The organism is Streptomyces sp. NPDC006798 (assembly GCF_040635975.1).
Taxonomy (GTDB): Bacteria; Actinomycetota; Actinomycetes; order Streptomycetales; family Streptomycetaceae; genus Streptomyces.
Genome location: NZ_JBEYIS010000001.1, coordinates 12,712 through 35,946 on the forward strand (window position 1 = coordinate 12,712; position 23,235 = coordinate 35,946).

A 23,235-nucleotide genomic window follows, 5' to 3' on the forward strand; every position below is an offset into this window, starting at 1 on the left:
AACGTTGTGAGAAGCCGCCCTGTCCCCATTTCCGTCGCACTGGTGTGCCTCGCCTCGCTCACCGGCTGCGGCGTCATCTCCGGGTCCGACAAGACCACGGTGAAGATCTGGCTGATGAAGGACAGCGCGTCGGACGAGTTCATCGAACGCTTCACCAAGGCGTATGAACGGGACAATCCGTCCGTGGATCTGACGTTCGCCTTCCAGGACTGGGTGGGCATCGGCAAGAAGGTGAACGCGGCCCTGGAGGGTACGGACACCCCCGATGTGATCGAGGTCGGCAACACCCAGGTCGCCCAGTACGCGGAGACCGACGCGCTCACCGATCTCACCGTGGAGTCCACCCGCGACCTCGGCCAGGAGGACTGGCTGCCCGGTCTCGCCGACCCCGGGAACATCGACGGCGCCCAGTACGGCATCCCCTGGTACGCGGCCAACCGCGTGGTGATCTACAACAAGGACCTCTTCCGCGAGGCGGGCGTCACCGACCTGCCCACCAACCAGGAAGAGTGGATCAACACCACCAAGAAGCTCAACAAGGGCGGCAACCAGGGCATCTATCTGCCCGGCCAGGACTGGTACGTCTTCGCGGGCTTCGTCTGGGAAGAAGGCGGCGAACTCGCCGTCGAGCGCAGCGGTTCCTGGCAGGGCGAGCTGGACAGCCCCGCCGCCCTGAAGGGCATGAAGTTCTACCAGGAGCTCCAGGCCCTCGGCCGCGGCCCGAAGAACCGCGACGAGCGGAACCCGAAGCAGGCCGAGGTCTTCGCCAAGGGCGATGTGGCCCAGCTGATCGACACGCCCGGCGCCACCGCCCAGATCCTCAAGGCCAACCCCGCCCTCAAGGGCAAGCTGGGCTACTTCGCGATACCCGGCAAGGAGTCCGACAAGCCGGGCGCCGTCTTCACCGGCGGCTCCGACCTGATCATCCCGGACAAGGCGAAGAACCGGGCCGAGGCCGTCGAGGTCATCAAGGCCCTCGCGAGCGAGAAGTGGCAGACCGACCTCGCCCGCACCATGAACTACGTGCCCAACAAGAAGTCCCTCGGCAATGTGGTCTCCGGCGAGAGCAATATGGCCATGGCGCGCGGCGCCGGTGCCCCGGGCAGCAAGGCCACGCCCAACTCGCCCCGCTGGGCCAATGTCGAGCTGGACAACCCCATCAAGCGTTATATGACCGAGGTCCTCCAGGGCGGCGACATCGAGCGGAACGCCCAGCAGGTGTCCGACGAGATCACCAAGACCCTCTCCGCGACGCTCTGAGCCCGGACCGGTGACGCCGGGGGCGGGGGAGCGCACGGCGCGCCCCCGTCCCCGTCTGCTCCGGGCCGCTCACTCCGGCGCCGACAGCGACAGGGCGAACCTTCCGGCCCGGTCCGTCCACCAGTGCGTCAGCCGCAGACCGGCCGCGGCCAGCTCGTCCCGTACGCCCTCCCGGCGGAACTTGGCGGACACCTCCGTACGGACCTCCTCGCCCGCGTCGAACGGCACCGCGATCCCCAGCTCCGGGAACTTCACGGTGAGCGCCGAGCGGGCCCGCAGCCGCATCTCGATCCACTCCCGGTCCGGGTCCCAGAGCGCCACATGGTCGAAGTCGTCCGGATCGGCGTCCGCGTCCAGCTCCCGGGCCAGCACCCGCAGCACGTTCTTGTTGAACTCGGCCGTCACCCCCGCCGCGTCGTCGTACGCCCGGACCAGGACCGCCGGATCCTTCACCAGATCGGTACCGAGCAGAAAGGTGTCCCCGGGCGCCAGCAGCGCCCGTACCGACGCCAGGAAGCGCGCGCGCTCGTCCGGCAGCAGATTCCCGATCGTCCCGCCGAGGAACGCCACCAGCCGGGGGCCGGGCGTGTCCGGCAGCCGGAGACCGGCGGTGAAGTCCGCCACCAGCGCGTGGATGTCCAGCTCAGGCCGCTCGGCGAGCAGGGTGCGCGCCGCCCCCGTCAGCGCGCTCTCGCTCACGTCCACCGGCACATAGCCGAGCGGACCGCCGAGGGAGGCCAGCAGATGACGGGTCTTGTCGGACGAGCCGGAGCCCAGCTCCACCAGGGTGCGGGCCCCGCTCGCCGCGGCGATCCCGGCGGAGCGGTCGAGCAGGATCTCCCGCTCCGCGCGGGTCGGGTAGTACTCCGGCAGCCGGGTGATCTCGTCGAACAGGGCACTGCCCCGGGCGTCGTAGAACCACTTCGGCGGCAGGGTCTTGGGCACGGCGGTCAGCCCCTCGCGGACATCGGCGCGCAGCGCGGCGCCGGTGGCGTCCTCGGGCAGGGTGCGGGTCAGAACGAACGGACTCACGTGGCAGGCTCCTTGAGGGGGGTCAGGAGAACTTCGGCACGGGTGGCCCGCAGCAGGGTGCGGTCGGGGACCTCGCGCCAGCGCGTATCGTCGTCGTACGGCTCCGAGGCCACGACCGTGCCCCCGCCGGGCGCGCCGGGCCCGGCCAGATACCACAGGGAATCGCCCCAGGCGGTGGCCGTGACCGTCATGCCGTCGGTGAGCAGCAGATTGAGCCGGGAGCCGGGGGCCGCGCCCGCCGTCTCGTGGACGGTCGCGGCGAGCGCGTCGCCCGGCTCGTCGCCGTCGCGCAGCCGCCGCAGCGCCAGCGCCCACAGCAGCGCCGCGTCGCAGCGGGCCTCCAGCGCCAGCAGATCCGCCGCGGGCAGCGCCGCCGCCAGCGGGGCGACGCTCCGGGGCCAGCCCGTGACGGCGCCGTTGTGGCTGAACAGCCAGGGCCCGGCGGCGAACGGTGCCGCCGCCGCCTCGCCGTCGGGGCCCGGGACGGTGGCGTCGCGTACGGCTCCCAGGAAGGCGCCGCCGCGGACCACCCGGACCAGGTCGGCGAAGGACGGATCGGCCCAGACCGGCCCGGAGCGCCGGTAGCGGCCGGGCACCGGATCCCCCGGCGCGTACCAGCCCACCCCGAAGCCGTCCGCGTTGACCGTGCCGTGGCGCTGGCGGCGCGGCTCCCACGACTGGCGCAGCAGGGAGTGCGGGGGCGCGGTCAGGACCTCGCCCAGCGGCAGCGGCGGCCCCAGATAGGCCAGATGGCGGCACATCAGACGTCCCGCGCGGTACGGAATCCGGCGAAGATCTGGCGGCGTACCGGCAGGTCCCAGTTGCGGAACGTGCCCCGGCAGGCCACCGGATCGACCCCGAAGGCGCCGCCGCGCAGCACCTTGTGGGCCGGTCCGAAGAAGACCTCCGAGTACTCCCGGTAGGGGAAGGCGACGAACCCCGGATAGGGCAGGAAATCGCTGGCCGTCCACTCCCACACATCGCCGATGAGCTGCCGTACGCCGAGCGGTGAGGCCCCGCCCGGATAGCTCCCGGCGGGTGCGGGCCGCAGATGGCGCTGGCCCAGATTGGCCCGCTCCGGGGTGGGGTCGGCGTCCCCCCAGGGAAAGCGGCGGGACCGGCCGGTCGCCGGGTCGTGCCGGGCGGCCTTCTCCCATTCGGCCTCCGTCGGCAGCCGCCGTCCGGCCCAGCGGGCGTAGGCGTCGGCCTCGTACCAGCTGATGTGGAGGACGGGCTCGTCGTCGGGGACCGGCTCGACCACCCCGAACCTGCGGCGCAGCCATCCGCCGCCGCCGTCGCGCCGCCAGAACAGCGGCGCCTCGACGGCGTGCCGCCGGATCTGGGCGAAGCCCTCCGCCTCCCACCACCGGGGGTCGTGGTAGCCGCCGTCGTCGATGAAGGCCCGGTACGCCCCGCAGGTCACCGGGGCGGTGTCCAGGAAGAAGGCGGGGACGTCGCGGGGGTGGGCGGGCCGTTCGTTGTCCAGCGCCCACGGCTCGGTCGAGGTGCCCATGGTGAACGGGCCGCCGGGCACCAGGACCTCGGCCGGCCCGGTGAGCGCGAGCGGTACGCCGCCCGCCGCCGGGCACGGCGGCTCGGGCGCGGTGAGCGCCACCGGGCCGCGCCGCAGCTGATGGGTGATGAGCATGGTCTCGTCGTGCTGCTGCTCGTGCTGGGCGATCATCCCGAAGGCGAACGACGCGTCGGTGAGCGGCCCGCCGCCGACCAGCGGGGCGGAGCCGAGGACGTCGAGGACCCGGTCGCGGACCTCGGCCGCGTAGCGCCGGGCCTCCGGCGGCGGCAGCAGGGGCAGGGCCGGGCGGGTGGCACGCGGATACTCGAAGGCGTCGTAGACGGAGTCGATCTCGGGGCGCAGGGCGGCCCGGCGGCCCACCGTGCGCAGCAGCCACTGCTCCTCCTGGTTGCCGATATGCGCGAGATCCCAGACCAGGGGCGACATCAGGGGCGAGTGCTGGGCGGTCAGCTCGCCGTCGTCGACGGCGTCGGTGAGCAGGGCGGTCCTGGCCCGGGCGGCGGTCAGCGCGTCGAGCGCGCGGTCCCGCAGCGCGTCCGGCGCGTCCGGCTCGGACGGCCCGCGCCGGTCGGAAGCGGTGTCGTCGGTGGTCACCCTCGTGGCTCCTTCCCCGGGGACGGCGGCGGATGGTCGTCGGCGGGACATCGGCCGCGCAGCACATGGCGCTCGTGGAACCCGGCCACCGCGTCCTGCACCCGGCGCGACGCGCCCGTCCTCGGCAGCGCCTCCAGCGCCGCGCCGAAACAGGCCGCGGCCGCGCCCCGCAGCTCGGGGTCGGCCAGCCCGTGCCGGGCGGCGTCCAGCCAGAGCGGATTGCGCGGCGCGGGCCGCGGTCCGGCCCGCTCCGCCAGCGGCTTCACGGTCCGATAGGCCAGCTCGGTGGCCTCCGGATCGTCGAAGAGGGCCGCCGTGACCGCCAGCGGCACCTGCCAGCCGTCGTCGCCGGGCTGGGCGTCGATCATCCGCAGCTCCAGATGGCCGCGCGGCCGGACCGGCGGGAAGAGCGTCGTCAGGTGGTAGTCGAGGTCGGCGCGGGTGGCCGGCCGGGGCGCCCGGGACCGTATCCACCGGCGGAACGTCAGCCCCCGGGGCCGCTCCCAGGGCCCGTCGCCCGCGGGGCGTACCACCATCACCGGCGCGTCCAGCACATGGGCGGCCCAGGCGTCGCGGGGCTCGCGGTCCAGCGGCGGCGCGATCGGCCGGACCGCGTCGAGCTGGGCCCAGATGGCCTGCCGGGTGGAGCGCCAGCCGGTGGTACGGCCCTCCAGGACGGGGGAGTTGGCGAAGGCGGCGGTCAGGACCGCGCCCAGGAGGTGCGCCAGCCGCCAGCGTCTGCCCAGACCCAGCGGCCCCGGCTCCTCCTCCCCGGCGTCCAGGCAGACCTGGATCGACGCGGACGAGCACATCATCACCCGGCCGCAGGGACTGGTCCGGTCGAGGTACGCCTCCATGGCGTCGTAACGGGGCTCGCGCAGCAGTCTGCGGGGTGCCCGCCAGGGGTCGAGTCCGGTACCGGTGAGGGCCAGACCGTCCCGGTCGAGCAGGGCGCGGACGGCGCGGAGATCGGCCGCGACGGCGTCGACGCACTCCATCAGGGAGGCGGCCGGGGCCGAGCTGAGTTCCAGCTGCCCGCCGGGCTCCACGGTGACGGCCGAGGCCAGCGGCAGGGATCGGGCCCCCTCGTGGGCCGCCGTGAGCCGGTCGGCCGGGACCCGGCGGCGGGGGTCGTGCTTCTCGTGTACGAGCCACTCCAGCTCCACGCCCACGGCGCGGGGAGGGCCGGTCTTGAAGCAGATGCAGCGGAGCAGATCCTCCGCCTCCGCTTCCTTGATGGGCCGGGCGGGGTCGCCCGCTTCGGACAGTCGCATGACGGCTCCTCTTGTGAAGGCACCCCTGCCAACCTAAAGCCACCCTCACCCGGCCGCACAAGGGCGCCCCGGCGCCGCGACGGGCCGGTCGCACTCCGTCGCCGAAATCCATTTGCCGCCGTCTTCGCAGGTCAACAAGGATGACGGGAATGAGCGCACGACTGCGGGCGATCGCCCGGGAGAACCAGGAATTCATCGCGGCGGGCCGTTATCCCGCCTCCGGCGGCCGTCTCGTCCCCTTCGGGGACCGGCTCGCCGAGGCCCTCGAAGGCACCCGGCTCCACGGGCCCGGACCGCTGGCCGTCACCCCCGGGACCGACCGGGTGACGGAGTTCCGGGTCACCGGCGCGAGCAGCACGTCGGCGGCCCTGCGGCTCGCCGACGCGTCACCCGAACCGGTCGCGGTACTGAACTTCGCCTCCGCCCGCAACCCCGGCGGGGGCTACGTCAACGGCGCCCAGGCCCAGGAGGAGGCGCTCTGCCGGGCCTCCGCGCTCTACGAGACCCTGCTGCGGGCCCCCGAGTACTACGAATATCACCGCGAGAACCGCGACCCCCTCTACTCGGACCGGGTGATCCACTCGCCCGCCGTCCCCGTCTTCCGCGACCACCGGGACCGGCCGCTCGACGCCCCGCGGCACATCGGCTTCCTGACCTCGCCCGCGCCCAACGCCGGGGTGGTGGCCCGCCGGGAGCCGGAACGCGCCCACCTCGTCCCGGCCGCGCTCGCCTCCCGCGCCGAACGCGTACTGGAGGTCGCGGTGGACCGCGGCTACCGCCGGATCGTGCTCGGCGCCTGGGGCTGCGGAGTCTTCCGCAACGACCCGGCGACCGTCGCCGGGACCTTCCGGGCGCTGCTCACCGGCGACGGCCGGTTCGCCCGCCACTTCGACCAGGTGGAGTTCGCGGTACTGGACCGCACCAAGGCCCGGGCCGCCTTCGAAGCCTTCCGTACGGCCTTCGGATCCTGACCACCCGGGCCCGAACGGACCGGGCCCCACCGGTGTGCCCGCCGGAACACACCTCGCCCGTACGGCAGTTGGCGCGATATCCCCGGCGTCGGATCCGGCCAACCGGCCGACGTTGTGCAGGGTCGTTCTGGAATGATGCCGAGGGCGATGAGCCAGACACCCAAACAGACCGCGGACCGTTCCGTACCCACCAGCGCCGATGTCGCCCGCTTAGCCGGGGTCTCCCGGGCCACCGTCTCGTACGTCCTCAACAACACCGCGTCCGTGCGGATCAGCGAGCCCACCCGGCGCCGGGTCCGCGAGGCCGCCGAGGAACTGGGCTACGTACCCCACGCGGCGGCCAGGAGCCTGCGCGCCGGACACACCCGGATGGTCGTCCTGCCGCCCGCGACCCTGCCCGCCGGACCCCTCTACGGGCGTTTCCTGGCCGAACTCCAGGCGGCCCTGCGGCGTCTCGACTACACCGTCGTCCAGTACGGCAGTCTGGGACTCGACGGTGACGAGGCGGCCCGCGCCTGGGCCGAACTGCGGCCGGTCGCCGTCGTCGCCCTCGGCGAGGTCGGACTGACCCCGCACGGCGTCGACGTCCTCAAGCGCTCCGGCGCCCGGGCCGTGGTCACCCTCGGCTCCCGGCGGGTCACCGGCGCGCACTGCTTCGTGATGGACCAGCGGGAGGTCGGCGCCCGGGCCGTCGCCCATCTGGTCGAACGGGGCCGTCGCGCCATCGGGGTCGTCATGCCCCAGGAGACCGGCCTCGAACGGTTCTCCGAACCCCGGATCGAAGGCGCCCGCAGGGCCGCCGCGGCGGCGGGCGCCCGGATCGAGGCGCTGCCCCTGCCGTACGAGGAGGAACCGGCGGCGGCGCTGGCCGCCCGCTGGCGGCGGCTGGGGCTCGACGCGGTCTTCACCTACAACGACGACTACGCCGTACTGCTGATGCGCGCCCTCCAGGACGAAGGCATCGCGATACCGGCCGAGACCGCCGTCATCGGCGCCGACGATCTGCTCCTCGGAAGGCTCCAGCGCCCCCGGCTCAGCACCGTCCACATCGATCTCGTCACCGGGCGGCGGCTCGCCGAACTCGTCGACCGGGTGGTACGCGACCCCGCCGACGAACCCGTCGTCCACGATCTGATGGGGGCCAGGGCGATAGGCCGTGACTCCACCTGACGGCCCCTTCGGGGGCGGACCGTCCCCGGTGCGGGTGCGGCGACGGTTCCGCCGCTCTACCGTCACTCGCATGACTACCCAACCGCAGCGCTACGAGATCCTCCTCGTGCCCGAGCACGTGGTGGGACACGACGCGGCGCAGCTGGCCCAGGACGCCATCCGCTCCGCCGTCGTGGAGGCGACCGGCGAATGGGGGGCGTCCGGCTATCCGCGGTACGCGGGCCACGGCGTCGTCGCCGACATCGACCCGGTGACCCGTACCGTCGAGGCACTGCTCGTGGACGGTGCCGAACTGGACTACGGCCTGTCGGTACGAGTCGTGGACCCGTCACGCGACTGAACCGCGGCGGCGCCGGTACGGAGCCGGCGGCTACGGCACCGCACCGCGCGGCGGCCCGGTGGGCGGCACCGGCCCGGTGCGGGCCGCGGCCCCCTGCCCGCGCCCTACTCGCCGCCCCGAGCGCCCTCGGCCTCCTGCACCGACTTGCGCACCTCGTCCATGTCCAGCGCCCGGGCCTGGCCGATCACGTCCTCCAGCGCCGCCTCCGGCAGCGCGCCCGGCTGGGCGAAGACCGCGACCCGGTCGCGGACGATCATAAGGGTGGGAATGGACCGGATCTCGAACGCCGCGGCCAGCTCCTGCTGGGCCTCGGTGTCGACCTTCCCGAAGACCAGATCGGGGTGGCGCTCGGCCGCGCCCTCGTAGACGGGCGCGAACTGCCGGCACGGGCCGCACCAGGAAGCCCAGAAGTCGATCAGGACGAAGTCGTTCTCCGACATCACCTGGTCGAAGTTCTCCTTGGTGAGCTCAACCGTGCTCATAACATGCTCCTTGTCTTGTCCGGGCGCTTTCGCCCGCTCCGGCTCCGGTGACAACGGCGCCCCCGGTCCGGCTATTCCTGCCCGTCGATCCCCCGCCCATGTCCCCGGGACCGCCGCCGTGTCCCCGACAGGAGCCGCGATCCTGTGTGATGATCGACAGAAACCGGACAAGCTGTTTACGGGCTGTGACAACGTCGGACAGGGAAGGACACCGGACATCATGGACGCTGCGAGGCCGGATTCCGTGGAGTACGACGTCGTGGTGATCGGCGCCGGCCCCACCGGCGAGAACGTCGCCGACCGGGTCCGGGCGGCGGGCCTCAGCGCCGCCGTCGTGGAGAGCGAACTCGTCGGCGGCGAATGCTCGTACTGGGCCTGCATGCCCAGCAAGGCCCTGCTGCGCCCGGCGATCACCCGGGCCGACGCCCGCAGGGTCCCCGGAGTCCGCCAGGCGGTCCAGGGACCGCTGGACACCGCCGCCGTACTCGCCCACCGCGACGAGTACGCCTCCCACTGGAAGGACGACGGCCAGGTCGCCTGGCTCGACTCCACCGGCGCCCGGCTCTACCGGGGCCGGGGCAGACTGCGCGGCCCCCGCGAAGTCGTCGTCGACAGCGCCGAAGGCGAACACCACGTCCTGACCGCCCGCCACGCCGTCGCCGTCTGCACCGGCAGCCGCGCCGTCCTCCCCGACCTGCCAGGCCTGGCCGGCGCCAGGGCCTGGACCAGCCGAGAGGCCACCAGCGCCCGCGCCGTACCCGGCAGGCTCGCCGTCGTCGGCGGCGGTGTCGTCGGCGTCGAGATGGCCACCGCCTGGCAGGCGCTCGGCGCCCGGGTCACCCTCCTCGTCCGCGGCGGGCGACTGCTGCCCCGGATGGAGCCCTTCGTGGGCGAACACATCGTCGACGCCCTCACCGAAGCGGGCGCCGACATCCGGCTGAACACCGATGTCACCGCGGTCGTCCGGGACGGCGGCAGCGGCCCCGTCACCCTCGTCCTCGCCGACGGCGACCGTGTCGAGGCCGACGAGGTCCTCTTCGCGACCGGCCGCGCCCCGCGCACCGACGACATCGGCCTCGACACCGTCGGACTCGCCCCCGGCTCCTGGCTCTCCGTCGACGACAGCCTCCGGGTCCTGGGCAGCGACTGGCTCTACGGCGTCGGCGACGTCAACCACCGCGCCCTCCTCACCCACCAGGGCAAGTACCAGGCCCGGATCGCCGCCGCCGCGATCGTCGCCCGCGCCCAGGGCGTCCCCCTCCTCGAAACCGACCGCTGGGGCGCCCACAGCGCCACCGCCGACACGGCGGGCGCCCCCCAGGTCGTCTTCACCGACCCCGAGGCCGCGGCCGTCGGCCTCTCCCTCGCCGAAGCCGAGGCCGCGGGCCATCGCGTCCGCGCCGTCGACCACGACATCGCCTCGGTCGCGGGCGCCTCCCTCTACGCCGACGGCTACCGGGGCCGCGCCCGCCTCGTCGTCGACCTCGACCGCCGTATCCTCCTGGGCGCCACCTTCGTCGGCCCCGCGGTGAGCGAACTCCTCCACTCGGCGACGATCGCGGTGGTGGGAGAGGTCCCCGTGGACCGGCTCTGGCACGCGGTCCCGTCGTACCCGACGATCAGCGAGATCTGGCTCCGGCTGCTGGAGACCTACCGCCGTTAAGTACACACCGGCGGAGGCTGCGGTATGCATGGTATGGCTCGAAACATGATCGAACGTCCCTATGACGGTTGTGGTCGATGCCTCGTCGGAGTCCGCCGCCTCTCCCAGATGTCCGCAGCCACCAGCTCGCCGGAGCGCCAGCGTGACAACGTGCTCGCCGCTGTCGAGTCCGTCGGCGGGCACGTCATGGCCTGGGCCGACGACTGGGAGGTCTCCGGCGCGACCGACCCGATGACCCGCCCGAGGCTCGGCCCCTGGCTGCGGGGTGAGCGCGGACCGTACGACGGCATCGTGGGGGCCGCCGTGGACCGTCTCGGCCGTAACCTCGTGGACTGCCTCAACACCGGCTACATGATGCGGGACACCGGGAAGCTGCTGCTGACCTACGGCCATGACGGTCCCTGGGACCTGGACGACCCGAACGACGAGAACCGCTTCACCATGGAAGCCTGGGGCGCGCAGATGGAGCTGCGTGCCATCCAGCGCCGCAACCGCGAGGCGACCATCAAGGCCCGGCAGAAGGGCCGGGTCAAGGCCAAGCCGTCGTACGGCTACGAGTTCATACGCCTGGCGCCCACGGCGGCCGTGGACCACGTCGCGCTTCACCCCCACGCCTCCACGGTGATCCGCACCGTGGCCCGGCGGATCCTCTCCGATCCCGAGGTGTTCACCCCGTCGTCCGAGGCCGTCCGGCTGACCCGGGCGGGGGAGCTGTCCCCGAGCGATCACCGGGCGGTGCTCTACGGCCGCCGCCCCTCGGGCCGCCCCTGGCAGTCCTCCGGACTGCGCGACATCCTCCTCTCCGAAGCCGCACTGGGATACCTCATGCACGGCCAACGCCCGGTCATTGGCGAGGACGGCCACCCGATACGCATCGCCGAACCCCTGTGGGACCGGCCCACGCACGAGGCCCTCAAGCGCGTGATCCGGCAGCGGGGCAGGGCGCACCCGGCCGGCGACCGGGTCTCGAACCATAAGTACCTGCTCACCGGCATCGTCTTCTGCGGCCAGTGCCACACTCAGCTCAACACCCACCCCACCCCGGAGGAACGAGGCGGACGGCGCTACCAGTGCAAGGCCCGCTGGAGGGGCCTCATCGGTGCCGAACACTGCAAGCCCTCCCCGTCCTTCACGGTCAAGGGCCTGGATGCCCGCATCGAGAACTGGTTCCTCGCCCAGTACGGCAAGGGCATGATCATGGAAACCGTCTACGACGCGGGCGACGGCACCCCCGAACGCATCGCGGAGGTCGAAGCTGCTCGCCGGCGTCTTCGCGACGACCGCGAGGCCGGGCTCTACGACGCACCGGACGACGCGGCCTGGTTCCGGGACCGCTACGCCGAGATGGGCCGGGAACTGTCGATGCTGCGCCGCCTGCCGGTGCGTGCTCCCGGCATGGTGACGCGACCGACGGGCGAGACCATCGAGGACAAGTGGCGCAAGGCCCCTGACAACCTGGCCAAGAAGGAGATCCTCAAGGACTTTGGCGTCCGGGTCACGCTCTGGCCGTTCTCGGCACCGCGCCGTTGGCACGCGGGCATCCTCCACGGCCCGCACCTCGAACGGATCATCTGAGGCGGGGGAGGGTTCCTACACCGATCAGCCCGGCACCACCAAGCAGGAACTGAGCGTGCACCCTTCCGGTTCGAGTCTTCTTGTGCCGGGAGGGTGCTGTGATCGATACGTGGGCGGATACGGAGGCGGCGTGCGTCGGCCGTCTGTGGGCGGAATCCGGCCCGGGGAAGGAAGCGGTGCCTCTCTCCTCGTGGCTTCTGACCATCTGCGATCCGTCCGTCGCCGAATCGGTTGCCGAGGCTTTCCGGACCGCTGAGCCGCGAACGAGCGAGGACGGCGATGGCTTCGAGGTCGTGCTCAGTGGTGACACCGTGACCGTCGTGGTTACGGAGCTCGCAACCGCGGTCAACCGCATGGTGCTGGGTGAAGGACCCAAGGCGCACATCTGTGACGGTGAACAGTTCTTGGAACCGGGCGCCGATGCCAGCCGCCCGTGCGGATGCGCCGGCGAGCTGAGCGACCGCAAGGCGAGGGCCAGGGCGGGGGAGGGGCCGACACCGGACTGCCGCCTCGTCTTCCGGCTCGCGACGGCACCGGAGCTCGGCAGCTTCTGCTTCGTTTCCAGCTCATGGGAGTTCGCCCTGTCGCTGCGTTCCCTTATGGCTGAGACGGACGACGGGGCACCGGCGACGGTCGATCTGATTCGGCGGATCTCCCGGATGACTACCAGGTCCGGCATCCAAGTCACCTTTACGGCGTTGCTGGCCTTGCCCGTTCGGGCCGATTCGATAGACCAGAGCACCGTCAAGCTAGCGGTCTGACGAGGTGGAGTCTGCTGGGCGAGGCAGTGAGTACGGAGTACATCACCCTTGACTCCGCTCCTCTGTGCCCGGTGACCGCCCTCCCTCGAGTCAGGTTGATGAACACGCGCCAAGTGTCAGCGCGACCTCTTACGATCCCACAACTGAGTCAGAGGGGGCGTGTGGTGGACAAGATCCGTCGTGGTGAGAGGGCCCAGCAGAAGACCTGGCAATGGCTCATGGTCCTGACCGCGCAACGCGGACTGTGCACGTACTGTGGCCGATCGGCTGCCTCGACAATCGATCATGAGAAGCCCATCGCAGATGGAGGAGCAGACATCTGGTGGAACTTTGTTCCAGCCTGTGATGACTGCAATCGCTGGAAGAAGGGCCGTACTGCGAGGAACTGGGTAGCGAACTTGGATCTACACCACAGGTATCCGAAGGCAGGCTTCGCGACGCGGGCTATGAGGCCCGAGGTGTACGCCGGGATCACGAGGAGGGTAGAGCGCGTCCAGCGGGAGATAGCAGATCCGGATCGCCGTGAGTGGTTTGGGTTGCACTACGGGAGCGAGCGGCATCGGAATAAGGCAGAGCTGTTCCAGATCCTTACGCGCTGCAAGGAGGAGCTGAGGGGGTATCCGCACCACCCCTGGAGAACACCAAAGCTTGGCACGTCTCGACGAGTCTGTACCCGTCTAATGTGCTGTGGTCATCGCCACCCGCATGCGAAATGGATGACAGCATTCTTGGAGATCAAGGACTACGAATCCTTCCAGCGGGCGGTCTTCAACGAGCGTGCCCATGAAGGTGAAGTGCTAGGACGGATAATCAGGAAGTATCTTACTGAGAAGGAAAAACATTGAGCTCACCACGTCGCGTGGTTGTGCAGGTCACGGCATCTTCGGCGGAATGCCGCCCTGGACCCCACCCCATCCTGGAATTGGCTGATTATCAGTGTGTGAGCAGGCATGCTCCTGCTGGTCGGTGACGTACAGCACTCTCAGTAGGCCGAGAGCGAGTCTGGTGCCTGCGGACCCCGAAGATGTCTGCTCCAGCTGGGCCGTCCCTCTATCCTGATGGCCGCCCACCCGGAGGCAGACGCCATGGCAGCACTGACAGCCCCGCTTACCGAGGAGCAACGACTCCTTCTTAACATTGCGTGGACGACGTTCGTCGATCACCAGCGCTTCCCCAACTTCTTCTACGTCGCCCACCGCATGCGTAAGCACGGCCACGACGCGATGAAAGTGCTCCACAGCTTCCCTGTGGTCGGCCAGGGTCATGTTCAGGACGGCTACCGGGCCGTCGGGTGGTGGGGACGCGGCTACACGCCTCAATCCGACGGGCCGGTGTACCTGACCATGGCGGGTCTCTATCATCTGCAACACGACCAGATGGCCCGCGATCTTGGCTGCGGGCTGTTGGCGTATATGCAGCATATGACCCGTGAACAGGACAAGATCCTCGATAGCCCCTTCGATCCTCCCAACATCGACGTGAACCTCGGTGATGTCCTGAAGGGAATCGATGGCGCCGGACCCCTCGTGGAGCGCATGGCGCAGATCGCTGATCGCGAGTGGCCCGGAATGCGCTTCAGTAAGACGACCCTCACTGGCCAGCTCGGTGCTCTGCCGGATGCCGACTTCGACACCCTCGACCGGTACCTCGCCGCTGTCGCCGCCCACCTGTCGCCACCCGCGCCGTCGGCAGCGCTGTCTCTCGCCGAGCCGCGTGCTGTGTTGCGCGCGCTGAACTTCCTCGACGTCACCTACGAGCTGGTCGTCGGCGAAGCCCTGGTCATCCCGCCACCCATGGACCGCTCCAGCCTTCTCGCCCTGGACGCCGATGATGAAGCGGCTTACAACTCCGGGCTGATTGTCCTGACCGACATCCTGCGCGACTTCAAGGTTCCCGGCCGCACCCCGGGCTCAGGTCTGCTGCGCCTGGAGGGGCATCTCGCGGGCAGGCTGCCCGCGCTCGACTGCGGCGCGGTCCGCCAGGCCGTGCAGCTCCTAGACCAGATCCGCGTCATTCGCAATTCCGCCGTCCACCCGAAACCGCGGCCGGAACTCGTCACAGCCCACCATGCGCTTGGGCTTCCTTTCCCGGTCCGCGACTTCACCGCTGCCTGGGACAGCGTCCGAGCGCACGCCGAGCGGGGCGTGAGTGCCCTGCAGGAAGCGATTCAGTCCGCCAGGCCCTGACGGTGGCCGGCATGGGGCAGGGACGAGAGGCTCTCCGGCGATCCGCAGCGGTCCAGAGAGTATGCACGACGGCCCGTCCTGCCGGTGGCACAGCTCCTGTGCAAGGCACTGCTTTTGGTCGTTCCTCGGTCGGTTCGGGGCCAGTGCGGCGCGGACACGCCCTGCGCTGCCGTGGACCGGCCGCTGCCTTGTTCAGACTGGGATCCCTCGTAGCTGTTTGGCCAGTTCCGCACAAGCAGGGTGTTCGACGGTGGAGAATGCTGCCGACATGAGTGATTTGACTGCCGCGCACCGCGGTTACGAGTACCAGGACTTGATGGAGGCAGGCCGCTTTGTCGACCTGCTGCTCGGCGGAATCGCCAGGGTCCATGTCGACGAGAAGCTGGTGACGGACGACCGCTTCGATGATCTCACTGTGATCAACGCTGACGGATCCCGTGAGCGGACGCAGTTCAAGCACTCGGACGAGAAGGACCCCCTCGGCTACGCCACGTTCACGACCGACGACCGGGGACTGAGGCTGGACCGCCTTGTGGCGGCTGCCGTCGCCGACCGGGATGGCCCCGGAGCGGGCGCCGCCGCCCACCGGCTGCGCATCGTGATGCGCGACGCACCTCCGGATCACGAGGCACTGAACGCGGTGATGGTGCCAGCACGCTCCTCCGACATGCCGTTCCTGCCGGGGATGAACAGCACACTCCTGCGGTTCGACGCGGAAGTGCTCTGGCGAGGGTACGACCTGCCCGCGCGGGGTCGGCGCCCGGCGGGCAACATTTTCGGGTTCCTGACCAGCGGTGACAGGGCCGTGTCCAAGCAGGATCTGGAGTGGCTGTGCGAGCACCTGGTGGTGGAGGTGGGCGCACCGGCCATGACCACAGACCTCCTGCAGCCAGGGCCGGCCGAACAGCTTCTCCTCCAACGGGTGCGTGGCGAGCTCGGCGCGGGGATCTATCCCAACGAGGGACGCTCACCGGTGGACGTAGCCGAGGCGCTGATCCGCGCAGTCCGCTCCGCCCGGCAGCGCGGAACCGACGTGACACCCCGCGAGCTACTGCGCCAGGCCCAACTGCGCAGCGACCTTGGCGCCGTCGTGCGCGCGAACCCTGTCGACCGAGCCCTGGAAGTGGCCAGGCCCGCCACGGTCGGCGTCCTGGCGGAAGCGGCCGGGGCAGCGGCAGCCGACGGGGGAGTCCTGCTGGTCACGGGCCCTCCGGGACAGGGTAAGTCCTGGGCATGCCAGCAGTTGGTCGACCAACTCGCCGGTGACGGATGGCTGGTCGCCGAGCATTACTGCTACCTCGGCGACGCCGACGGTGACCAGCTGACCCGGGTGGTCACCGAAACGGTCTTCGGCAGCCTGCTGGGCCGGCTGGCTGAGTCGGACCCCGACCTTGTCCAGGAGCAGCGCCCGCGTTTTGCCGCCGATGCGCAAGCACTGACGACGGCTGTGGACACCGCTCTGCGCAAGGACCCCACCCGGCGCGTGGCGCTCGTCGTGGACGGACTGGACCACGTCACCCGCGTACAAGGAGGAAGGACCAGGAGAGCCGATCCGTCCCTGGCCCTCGCCGCGGTCCTCGGCTCGCTGTCGCTTCCGCCCGGTAGCGTCCTCATCGTCCTCAGCCAGCCCGGGAACCATCTCGTCCCCCTCCAGGACGCCGAGGTGGCTTCCGTCGCCGTGCCGCCGTTGACCGCGCACGAGTGCCGCGCCGTCGCGGAGCGGCTCGGGCTCGTTCCGGCGGTGGACGACGAGCGCACTGAAGCCCTGTTGACCGACAACCGTGACGTGACCGACTTCCTGGACGCGCTGCAGGAACGCTCTGGCGGCAACGCCCTGTACGCGACATACCTCTGTCGCGAGGTTGCCCTCCGACCGGAGACGATCACGAAAGCCGCGGCAGTGGTGCGGGCACTTCCAGCCTACCAGGGATCGTTGGAGGGCTACTACGCCCACCTCCACGACACGCTCGGCGCGGAAGCCGATGTTGTCGCGGACATCATCGCCCTGCTCGGAATGTCCGTCACCCGCGAGGAGCTCGGGCAGATCATCCCGGACCGGGCGCACAGGATCGACGGCGCGCTGAAGGTGCTGGCCCCGGTGCTCTCCGTGACGGCCGGACCCGGTGAAATCCGCGTCTACCACGAGTCGTTCGCCCGCTACCTGCGCCTGGGCTACGGCAGCGACCCTGGGGCCCTGGAATCGACGCTGGCGCTGATCGCCACCTGGCTGACTGGGAAGGGACTGTTCGACGACTCGCGGGCCTTTCGCCGCCTCCTGCAGATCCTCGCCGAAGCTGGACGCGACACGGAGGTGGTGGACCACATCGGGCGGGACTTCGTCACCCGGGCCGTCGCCACCGCCCACCCGGCCTCGGCGATCAGGGATAACCTGGCCACCGGCGTGCGCTGTGCCGCGCGGACGGCGAACTGGCCGGTCGTCGCGCGGTGCGTCGAACTCGCCAGGGCCGCGCAGACGTACGAGTTCGAGCGCTTCGACTCGGACCTGGTGGAATTCGCTGACGTGCCGATCGCCTTGATGGGGGCTCAGGCACTGTCGGACCGGCTCCTGCACGACGGCCAGACCGTCATGCCCGCCCGGGCAGGTCTGCAGATGTGCGCCGTCCTCGACGCGGCAGGCGCCGTGGCACCCTGGCACGCGTACATCACGGCACACGACCACGAGGCCGAGTCGGACAACACCTCCTACGGGGCGGAGTCCGACCGGTCCGTCGAACTCGCGTATCTGCGTGGTCGGTTGCGCCTGTCGGCTACCGGTCAGGCGATAGGCGAGGAGTCCCCCGAGGACAGGACTGACCGGCCGGTGTCGCTGGACCGCATCGCCGAGTGGTTCGACGAACGGGGTGACCAGGCAGCGGCCGACGCCGTCGTGAAGATACTCCTCGACACCGTCGGGATCGAGGCCGTCACCGACCTGGTGCCGCGCCTTGAAACGGGCGGCCCAGTATGCCTCGCACTCGCCGAGCAGATCGCCGCAGGCGCGGTGCCCGGAGAGGCGGGCAACGCCACGGACTGGGCGCAGAAGGCCGTCGGCCTGAGCTACCTGCCGGGAGCGGCGCACCGGCTGCTCGCACTGGGGGTCGCCGCCGCCGATCTCGCCCCCGGCTTTGCGGTAGACGAGACTTCGACCGCCCGCGACACCCTGTTCGCCCTCACCCGCGGCGTACAGAACGAACAGGTCCGGTGGAGCCCCGAGCCCGTGGCCAGGTGGCTCGATGCCCTGGCGATCACGACCCGGACCGATCTCATCGCCCTGGACGCGGTACCGGCTCTCGTCCAGGGGGCCGGCTGGTACCCCTGCTGGCTGCGGTTCGCGATCGCCCTCGCACGTGCCGAAGCCGCCGAAGCACCCACCCGGTCCGGCCTGGTCATCGAAGCCCTCGGGCTCCTGACCGCAAACCTCAGCCCCTTCGCCGGCGAACCCCGTGCGTGCGACCTCTACTCGATCCATCCGCTCATCGAAGAGTCGGTACGCCGGGCGGCCACCCTCGTGTCCGACCAGGACTGGCCGCAGGCGTGGAAGACCCTCATCCACGTCAGCCGGAGAATCAGCGTCAGCCTGCGCGGCGAGATGGGCGGACCACTGCCAGTCGACACACTCCTTACGATCGCCGTCGAGCACACCACGCCCGGACGGCGGGCCGGCGTCGCCGAAGCCGTCCGTAACGAGTTCCTCCAGCAAGCCGGCGGACGCTTCTACAGCGACCTCGCCCGTTACCTCCTCATCCACGCGCGCCTCGCCCTCGCCGCCGACGACCTCGCCGAGGCCGAGGAACACTGGCTGGCGGCCTGCCACTTCCTAGTGGCCTACGGCTGGCGCAAGGACATCACCGTCTATGAGGTCCTGGATCCGCTGCCCGCCCTGGTCACCGCGGACCCGGCCCGGGGGCGGGCGCGGGTGGCGCGAATCCAGCCACTGTGCGAACGCCTTGTCCTTCACACCGACGGCAAGGAGACCAACGCTGCCCGCCCGCGGTGGTGGAACGTCCTGGCCGGGGCAGACCCCGCGGCCCTTGCCGATCTCGCAGCCACCGGCCTGCTCAGCGACTGCAACGGCCCGAACACCATCCTCCACGGCGCCAGAGAAGACCTCTGGCGCGCGTGGAACGACACCGCCGATCCAGTCGTGGCAACCGCGCTCCGCATCACCTTGGACACCCCGCTCCTCCAAGCCGACGCCGCACTTCTGGACCGGCTCGCCCGGACAGTCTGCCCCTCCACGCCCGACGGCGTTCCACAACTGCTGCGCATCGCACTGAGCAGGGCCGACGAACGGCAAGCCAACCGCGACTCCACCAGCGACCAGACCAGACTGGCCGACGCACAGCTGGTCGCAGAGCTCAACGCCGTCGCCGAACGCGTCGGCGCCCCGCAGCTCACCCGCCTGCCCGAACCACCGGTCACCGACGAGTCCCAGCCCCGCCGCAGCACACCTGTCCCCGCGCAGTCGGCCCCGGCCCCGACCTCACCTGCCGCCCCGTCGCCCGCGCCCTCCGAACCGGTCGGCCTGATCCGGGTACTGCGCGCATGGCACCTGACCCCGTACGAGGCCGACGCACCACAACGCACTCTCGAACAGATGACAGACCTCGTCGGCGACGGCCTGCTCAACCTCACCACCCGAGGACAGACCGACGAGGCCGCACAAGTCCTGCGTGCCATTGCCGGCCCCTTCGACTTCCGGGACGGCCCACTTCTGCTGCGCCAACTCGCGGACAAGCTCCGCCAGAACGGCCATGACGCACTCGCCGCCGAAGCCTACGCACTGACCTGGGTACGCACCCGCGGACAAGGCGGATGGCTGAACTTCGGAGGCGAAACAGCCCTCGACGCCCTTCGTATCGCCGCGCAACTCGATCGCACCCTCACCCACCGCGTCATCACCGAAGAGGCCGAAGCAGCGGTGAGCGCCGGCCGGTACGGGACCCACGGCATCACCCAGGCACTGATCTTCGCCTTCGCCCAACAAGCCTGCGGCCTGTCCCCGAACGACTCGCTCGACCTGGCCTTCGCCCTCTGGGACGAAGCCGCAACGGTCATCGAGAGCAGAGCACCACGGGTCCACGACAGCGACGACCCCCAGCACCCCTACCCCGCCCCCGGCAACGACAACGGAACCCCCGCACCCGGCGATCTCGATCACGCCTTCGCGACCGCGGCACTGGCCGCACTCGCACACGCGGACCGAGAAGGCAAACGCCGAGCGATGGTTGCGACGAGATCTCTGGTCACACTGCGCCCCGAAGCCACGGCACCCGCCATGGCCCTCGCGCTGGAGCAACTCTCCGATCCGGCGACCCTGATGTGGCTGCTGTGCCTGCTCCAAGAACAGGGGCCGCAAGCCCAACCTGTCGTGGACCACTGCCAGGAGGCGCTCAAGGAACTGGCCCGAGGACCACTGCTCACCGTCCGCGCCCTCGCCCGCCGACTGCTCACCGAGGAGGCCACCATTCCCATGGGAGCATCGGATCAGGCTGGGCTGAACCCGCCGAGCCGCCTGTGGACCTCCGCCGCACAGGGAGACGACCCGAAAGGCCATCTCGTTACGGAGATGCTGGCAGAGGTGGCCGGCACGCGTCTGAACGAAGCCGAGCAACTGCAGCCCGGACTGATCCGAGCGGTCCTCGCCAGGGTTCGCCGCGAGGTTGATACCGAGCACAGCATCGAGAGGAACAAGACCCAGTCCCGCGCCAACCGCAGCGCCGACGAGGGTGAGCTGCCGGACGCCTACCTCGCCATCCAGGAGACCGTCGAAGTGGCGATCCAAACGGTGGCGTCGGGCAGCCGAGCGCACAGGCTCTCGCAGGGCCTGGGCGTGAGCGATCCAGCAGCTTGGGAGGACCAGCTGGCCACCGTACTGACCGACGACCCCCGCATTCCGCTGGCCTTCGAAGAGGCACGCTGGCCACGCCCCGACCTTCCCCTGCCACCCGGCCCGGACGACCTGGTCGGCCAGGACACTTCGCTGACCGGAACAACCACGGAGACAATCTCCACACGGCCACTGACGCAAGCCGTCACCCTCACCGGACAGACCCTCTTGGGCTGGCGCATCCTCGCTTCCGTGGAGGAACGGAAGTTCCTGTCACCGCACACCCGGAAGACCGGTCTGACCATCGTGAGCTTCTCAGGTCCGGAAGCGGCGGATCACAGGAACCGGGACGGCGACGCGATCCCTTTCTCGGACGGAGACATCGACGAGTGGACCCGACCGCCGTGGCAGCACCACGCAGCTGACGTCCCACAAGGGATTCCGCTCCTCGGCCTCGACCTCGCCATGACCGCCGCCGCAGACGCCGCCCACGGCCTGGGACTACCCGGCTTCACACTGGCACCCACCCCGGGGCTCCGCACGGCACTCCGACTGACGCCCGGAGCCCCGCTGACACTGGAGGACGATCGAGGTCCGGCCCTGCGCCTCATCTGCTGGCGCACCGAGTACGAGCGCAGTGCCTATCGCCTGCCCTGGCCGCGGTTGACCGGCTGCGCGGTCGTGATCCGCCCCGACCTCCTGGACGCTCTGTCGGATCGAGTATCCGCTCCGATCGTCATCCGAGACGTCGTCATGCGGCAAGGGGCAGACTGAGCTTGTACTTTATCCACCGGCCCGTGAACGTTCTTTGATGCTCTCGGGCCGTTTAGCGGTCTTGCCGACGTTGTGGAGGGTGGCGGGGTGTCGGTTCTTGGAGCCGGGAGGGCGGCCGGGGCCCGGCCGGGACGGTTTCGGTGCACGAGCCGGGCAGGCCAGGTGCGGGCGGAGGATTCTGAACCCCCGGCGGACGCGGGCCGGGGTCAGACGGCCGGGCTGAGCGGGCCGTTCCCAGGGGTGGCGGAGGTCAGCGGCTTCCTCACGGAGGAGACGGAGCTGGGCGTGGGGCGGCGATCACGAGCCAGGTCCATCGGTCGGCCGCGCAGGCCCGGAGCTTGGGGCGGGTCCAGCCCAGGGTCTGCTTGATCATCCGGAATGTGTGCTCCAGATCAAAGCGGCGAAGGAACGCCTGCCAGCGGATGTCGATGTCATCGCCGGCCAGGCCGGTTGCCGAGGACCACAGCCAGATCGGGAGGGGCTCGTTCTCGCCAGGCAGTCGGTCGACCTCGAGGCGGATCTGGGTGCCCTCGATGACGGGGAGCTCGGCGATGTGGTCGATCCAGGCAGAGCGGGTGGTCAGGCGGGGGTGGATGCGGTCCCAGGCCATTGCGCGGGCGGTGCCATAGCGGTCGGTGACCTGCGTGGTTGCCGCGTCCGGCGTGCCCCAGGTCTCCGGCTTGGCGAAGCGGAACTCCCCGCCGCGCTTCGATGGGCGTCCGCTTTGGGGGGCGAGATGGAACTCTTCGTGGGAGGGCGCCGGTCGGCGCATGACGCGGTCCGTCCGTATCCGCCCGAGGACCTCCACCGGGAGCCCCGCCAAGAGGTGGGCCATGCGCGGGGCGTCGTAGCCGGCGTCGAAGACGACCAGGACATCGTGGTCGCCGGTCTTGCAGCGGCCCATGTCGATCAGGTCCTCGACGGTCCGGCGGGCCTGGGCGGCGGTGACCCTCGGCGACGTCGTCGGCCGGGCCCAGACGGACGGCGTCCAGGAGCTGGCACCATGAGGTGCGGCCCGTCTCCAGTGCAGCCACGAAGGAGTAGGGCCAGCCCGGCACGACCTGGTCCGAGGAACGGCCGCCGCGGCCGTAGACGGGGCAGAACGGTCGGTCCGGACTGGTAGGGGCATCGGGCGGAGCCAGTGGGTGACATCGATGGCGAGGACCAGACGCCCATCGGCGGCCTGCGGCTGCGGAAGGCCGACCAGCACCTGCCGCAGCCTGGGCACGTGGATGTCCCTGCGGTTCAGCGCGGAGTACATCGCGCCGTGCCCGCGCCGGTGTTCGGCCGTCAAGGCCAGGTCCACCGGTGCGGTCACCGGGCCGTCCTTGCACAAAAGCGCTTCCGTCAGCTCGAACAGTGTGTCCCCGCGGACGGTCAGGCAGTCGAAGAAGTCGTCCCGGAAGTGTGACGCCACCACGAACGGACCCCGCGCGGCTTCGTGATGCAGCAAACTCATTCCCCCACGGCCTTTGTGCTGGTCAGTGCGTCTTTGGTCGGAGCACAGGATCAGCCGAAGGCCGTGTCCGCGTCAGGCGAATCCCCTACCGAGTGACCGCGTACGGGGCGCTGTTCGAAACCGGTGGATGAAGCACAAGCCCAGCGTCATCGACCCCCGGCCACCGGATCCGCTTCAGTGCCGTACCGGTTCATGTGCAACCCTTCGTCAGGGTCGTCGGCGAAACCAGCCGCGGCCCCGGCCTGGCATCTGGACCGCCATCCGGAACATCGGCGTGGAGTGGGCCTGACGGTCCGGCGCTGAGCCAGAGTGTGCGAACCCCCCGGGCCC

Annotated in this window: 15 protein-coding genes and 1 pseudogene; 10 read left to right on the top strand and 6 right to left on the bottom strand. The window is 70.5% G+C overall.

Annotation, left to right across the window (positions count from 1 at the left end):
- Positions 1 to 6 precede the first annotated feature (6 nt).
- Entirely contained in the window at positions 7 to 1,260 is a 1,254-nt protein-coding gene (locus ABZ714_RS00050; protein ID WP_358822799.1) for an extracellular solute-binding protein, read from the top strand.
- Positions 1,261 to 1,329: 69 nt separating this feature from the next.
- Here the strand turns inward: ABZ714_RS00050 and egtD are convergent, their stop codons facing one another.
- The 4 genes from egtD to egtA are packed head-to-tail and all read right to left on the bottom strand — an operon-like array spanning position 1,330 to position 5,694.
- Complete coding sequence (egtD, locus tag ABZ714_RS00055; protein WP_358822800.1) at positions 1,330 to 2,292, bottom strand: L-histidine N(alpha)-methyltransferase; 963 nt, start codon at positions 2,290 to 2,292, stop codon at positions 1,330 to 1,332.
- On the bottom strand, positions 2,289 to 3,053 hold the full coding sequence (gene egtC, locus ABZ714_RS00060) for an ergothioneine biosynthesis protein EgtC (RefSeq protein ID WP_358822801.1): 765 nt from the start codon (positions 3,051 to 3,053) through the stop codon (positions 2,289 to 2,291). The genes egtD and egtC overlap by 4 nt, the downstream gene beginning before the upstream one ends.
- Positions 3,053 to 4,357: an ergothioneine biosynthesis protein EgtB gene (gene egtB, locus ABZ714_RS00065; protein ID WP_358822994.1), complete on the bottom strand. Its 1,305-nt coding sequence runs from the start codon at positions 4,355 to 4,357 to the stop codon at positions 3,053 to 3,055. Before egtB ends, egtC begins: the two co-directional genes overlap by 1 nt.
- A 59-nt stretch (positions 4,358 to 4,416) precedes the next feature.
- Complete coding sequence (egtA, locus tag ABZ714_RS00070; RefSeq protein ID WP_358822802.1) at positions 4,417 to 5,694, bottom strand: ergothioneine biosynthesis glutamate--cysteine ligase EgtA; 1,278 nt, start codon at positions 5,692 to 5,694, stop codon at positions 4,417 to 4,419.
- A gap of 149 nt (positions 5,695 to 5,843) precedes the next feature.
- Between egtA and ABZ714_RS00075 the strand changes: the two genes are divergently transcribed.
- The 3 genes from ABZ714_RS00075 (at position 5,844) to ABZ714_RS00085 (ending at position 8,175) form a co-directional block, all read left to right on the top strand.
- Complete coding sequence (locus ABZ714_RS00075) at positions 5,844 to 6,665, top strand: TIGR02452 family protein (protein ID WP_358822803.1); 822 nt, start codon at positions 5,844 to 5,846, stop codon at positions 6,663 to 6,665.
- 147 nt (positions 6,666 to 6,812) lie between these two features.
- Positions 6,813 to 7,835 carry a LacI family DNA-binding transcriptional regulator gene (locus ABZ714_RS00080; RefSeq protein ID WP_358822804.1) on the top strand — a complete coding sequence of 341 codons (1,023 nt, stop codon included), beginning with the start codon at positions 6,813 to 6,815 and terminating at the stop codon, positions 7,833 to 7,835.
- 70 nt (positions 7,836 to 7,905) lie between these two features.
- Positions 7,906 to 8,175: a hypothetical protein gene (locus ABZ714_RS00085; protein WP_358822805.1), complete on the top strand. Its 270-nt coding sequence runs from the start codon at positions 7,906 to 7,908 to the stop codon at positions 8,173 to 8,175.
- Positions 8,176 to 8,279: 104 nt separating this feature from the next.
- Here the strand turns inward: ABZ714_RS00085 and trxA are convergent, their stop codons facing one another.
- Positions 8,280 to 8,657 carry a thioredoxin gene (trxA, locus tag ABZ714_RS00090; protein WP_358822806.1) on the bottom strand — a complete coding sequence of 126 codons (378 nt, stop codon included), beginning with the start codon at positions 8,655 to 8,657 and terminating at the stop codon, positions 8,280 to 8,282.
- Positions 8,658 to 8,877: 220 nt separating this feature from the next.
- Between trxA and ABZ714_RS00095 the strand changes: the two genes are divergently transcribed.
- The 6 genes from ABZ714_RS00095 (at position 8,878) to ABZ714_RS00120 (ending at position 21,446) form a co-directional block, all read left to right on the top strand.
- Complete coding sequence (locus ABZ714_RS00095) at positions 8,878 to 10,320, top strand: NAD(P)/FAD-dependent oxidoreductase (RefSeq protein ID WP_358822807.1); 1,443 nt, start codon at positions 8,878 to 8,880, stop codon at positions 10,318 to 10,320.
- Positions 10,321 to 10,428: 108 nt separating this feature from the next.
- Complete coding sequence (locus ABZ714_RS00100) at positions 10,429 to 11,895, top strand: recombinase family protein (RefSeq protein WP_358822808.1); 1,467 nt, start codon at positions 10,429 to 10,431, stop codon at positions 11,893 to 11,895.
- A gap of 98 nt (positions 11,896 to 11,993) precedes the next feature.
- On the top strand, positions 11,994 to 12,656 hold the full coding sequence (locus ABZ714_RS00105; RefSeq protein WP_358822809.1) for a hypothetical protein: 663 nt from the start codon (positions 11,994 to 11,996) through the stop codon (positions 12,654 to 12,656).
- 161 nt (positions 12,657 to 12,817) lie between these two features.
- Complete coding sequence (locus ABZ714_RS00110; RefSeq protein WP_358822810.1) at positions 12,818 to 13,501, top strand: HNH endonuclease signature motif containing protein; 684 nt, start codon at positions 12,818 to 12,820, stop codon at positions 13,499 to 13,501.
- A 240-nt stretch (positions 13,502 to 13,741) separates the two neighbouring features.
- Entirely contained in the window at positions 13,742 to 14,842 is a 1,101-nt protein-coding gene (locus ABZ714_RS00115; RefSeq protein WP_358822811.1) for a hypothetical protein, read from the top strand.
- Between the two features lie 268 nt (positions 14,843 to 15,110).
- A complete protein-coding gene (locus tag ABZ714_RS00120) occupies positions 15,111 to 21,446 on the top strand; it encodes an ATP-binding protein (RefSeq protein ID WP_358822812.1) in 6,336 nt (2,111 codons plus the stop codon).
- A gap of 9 nt (positions 21,447 to 21,455) precedes the next feature.
- Here the strand turns inward: ABZ714_RS00120 and ABZ714_RS00125 are convergent.
- Positions 21,456 to 22,905 (bottom strand): annotated as a pseudogene (locus ABZ714_RS00125) (NF041680 family putative transposase).
- Positions 22,906 to 23,235 lie beyond the last annotated feature (330 nt).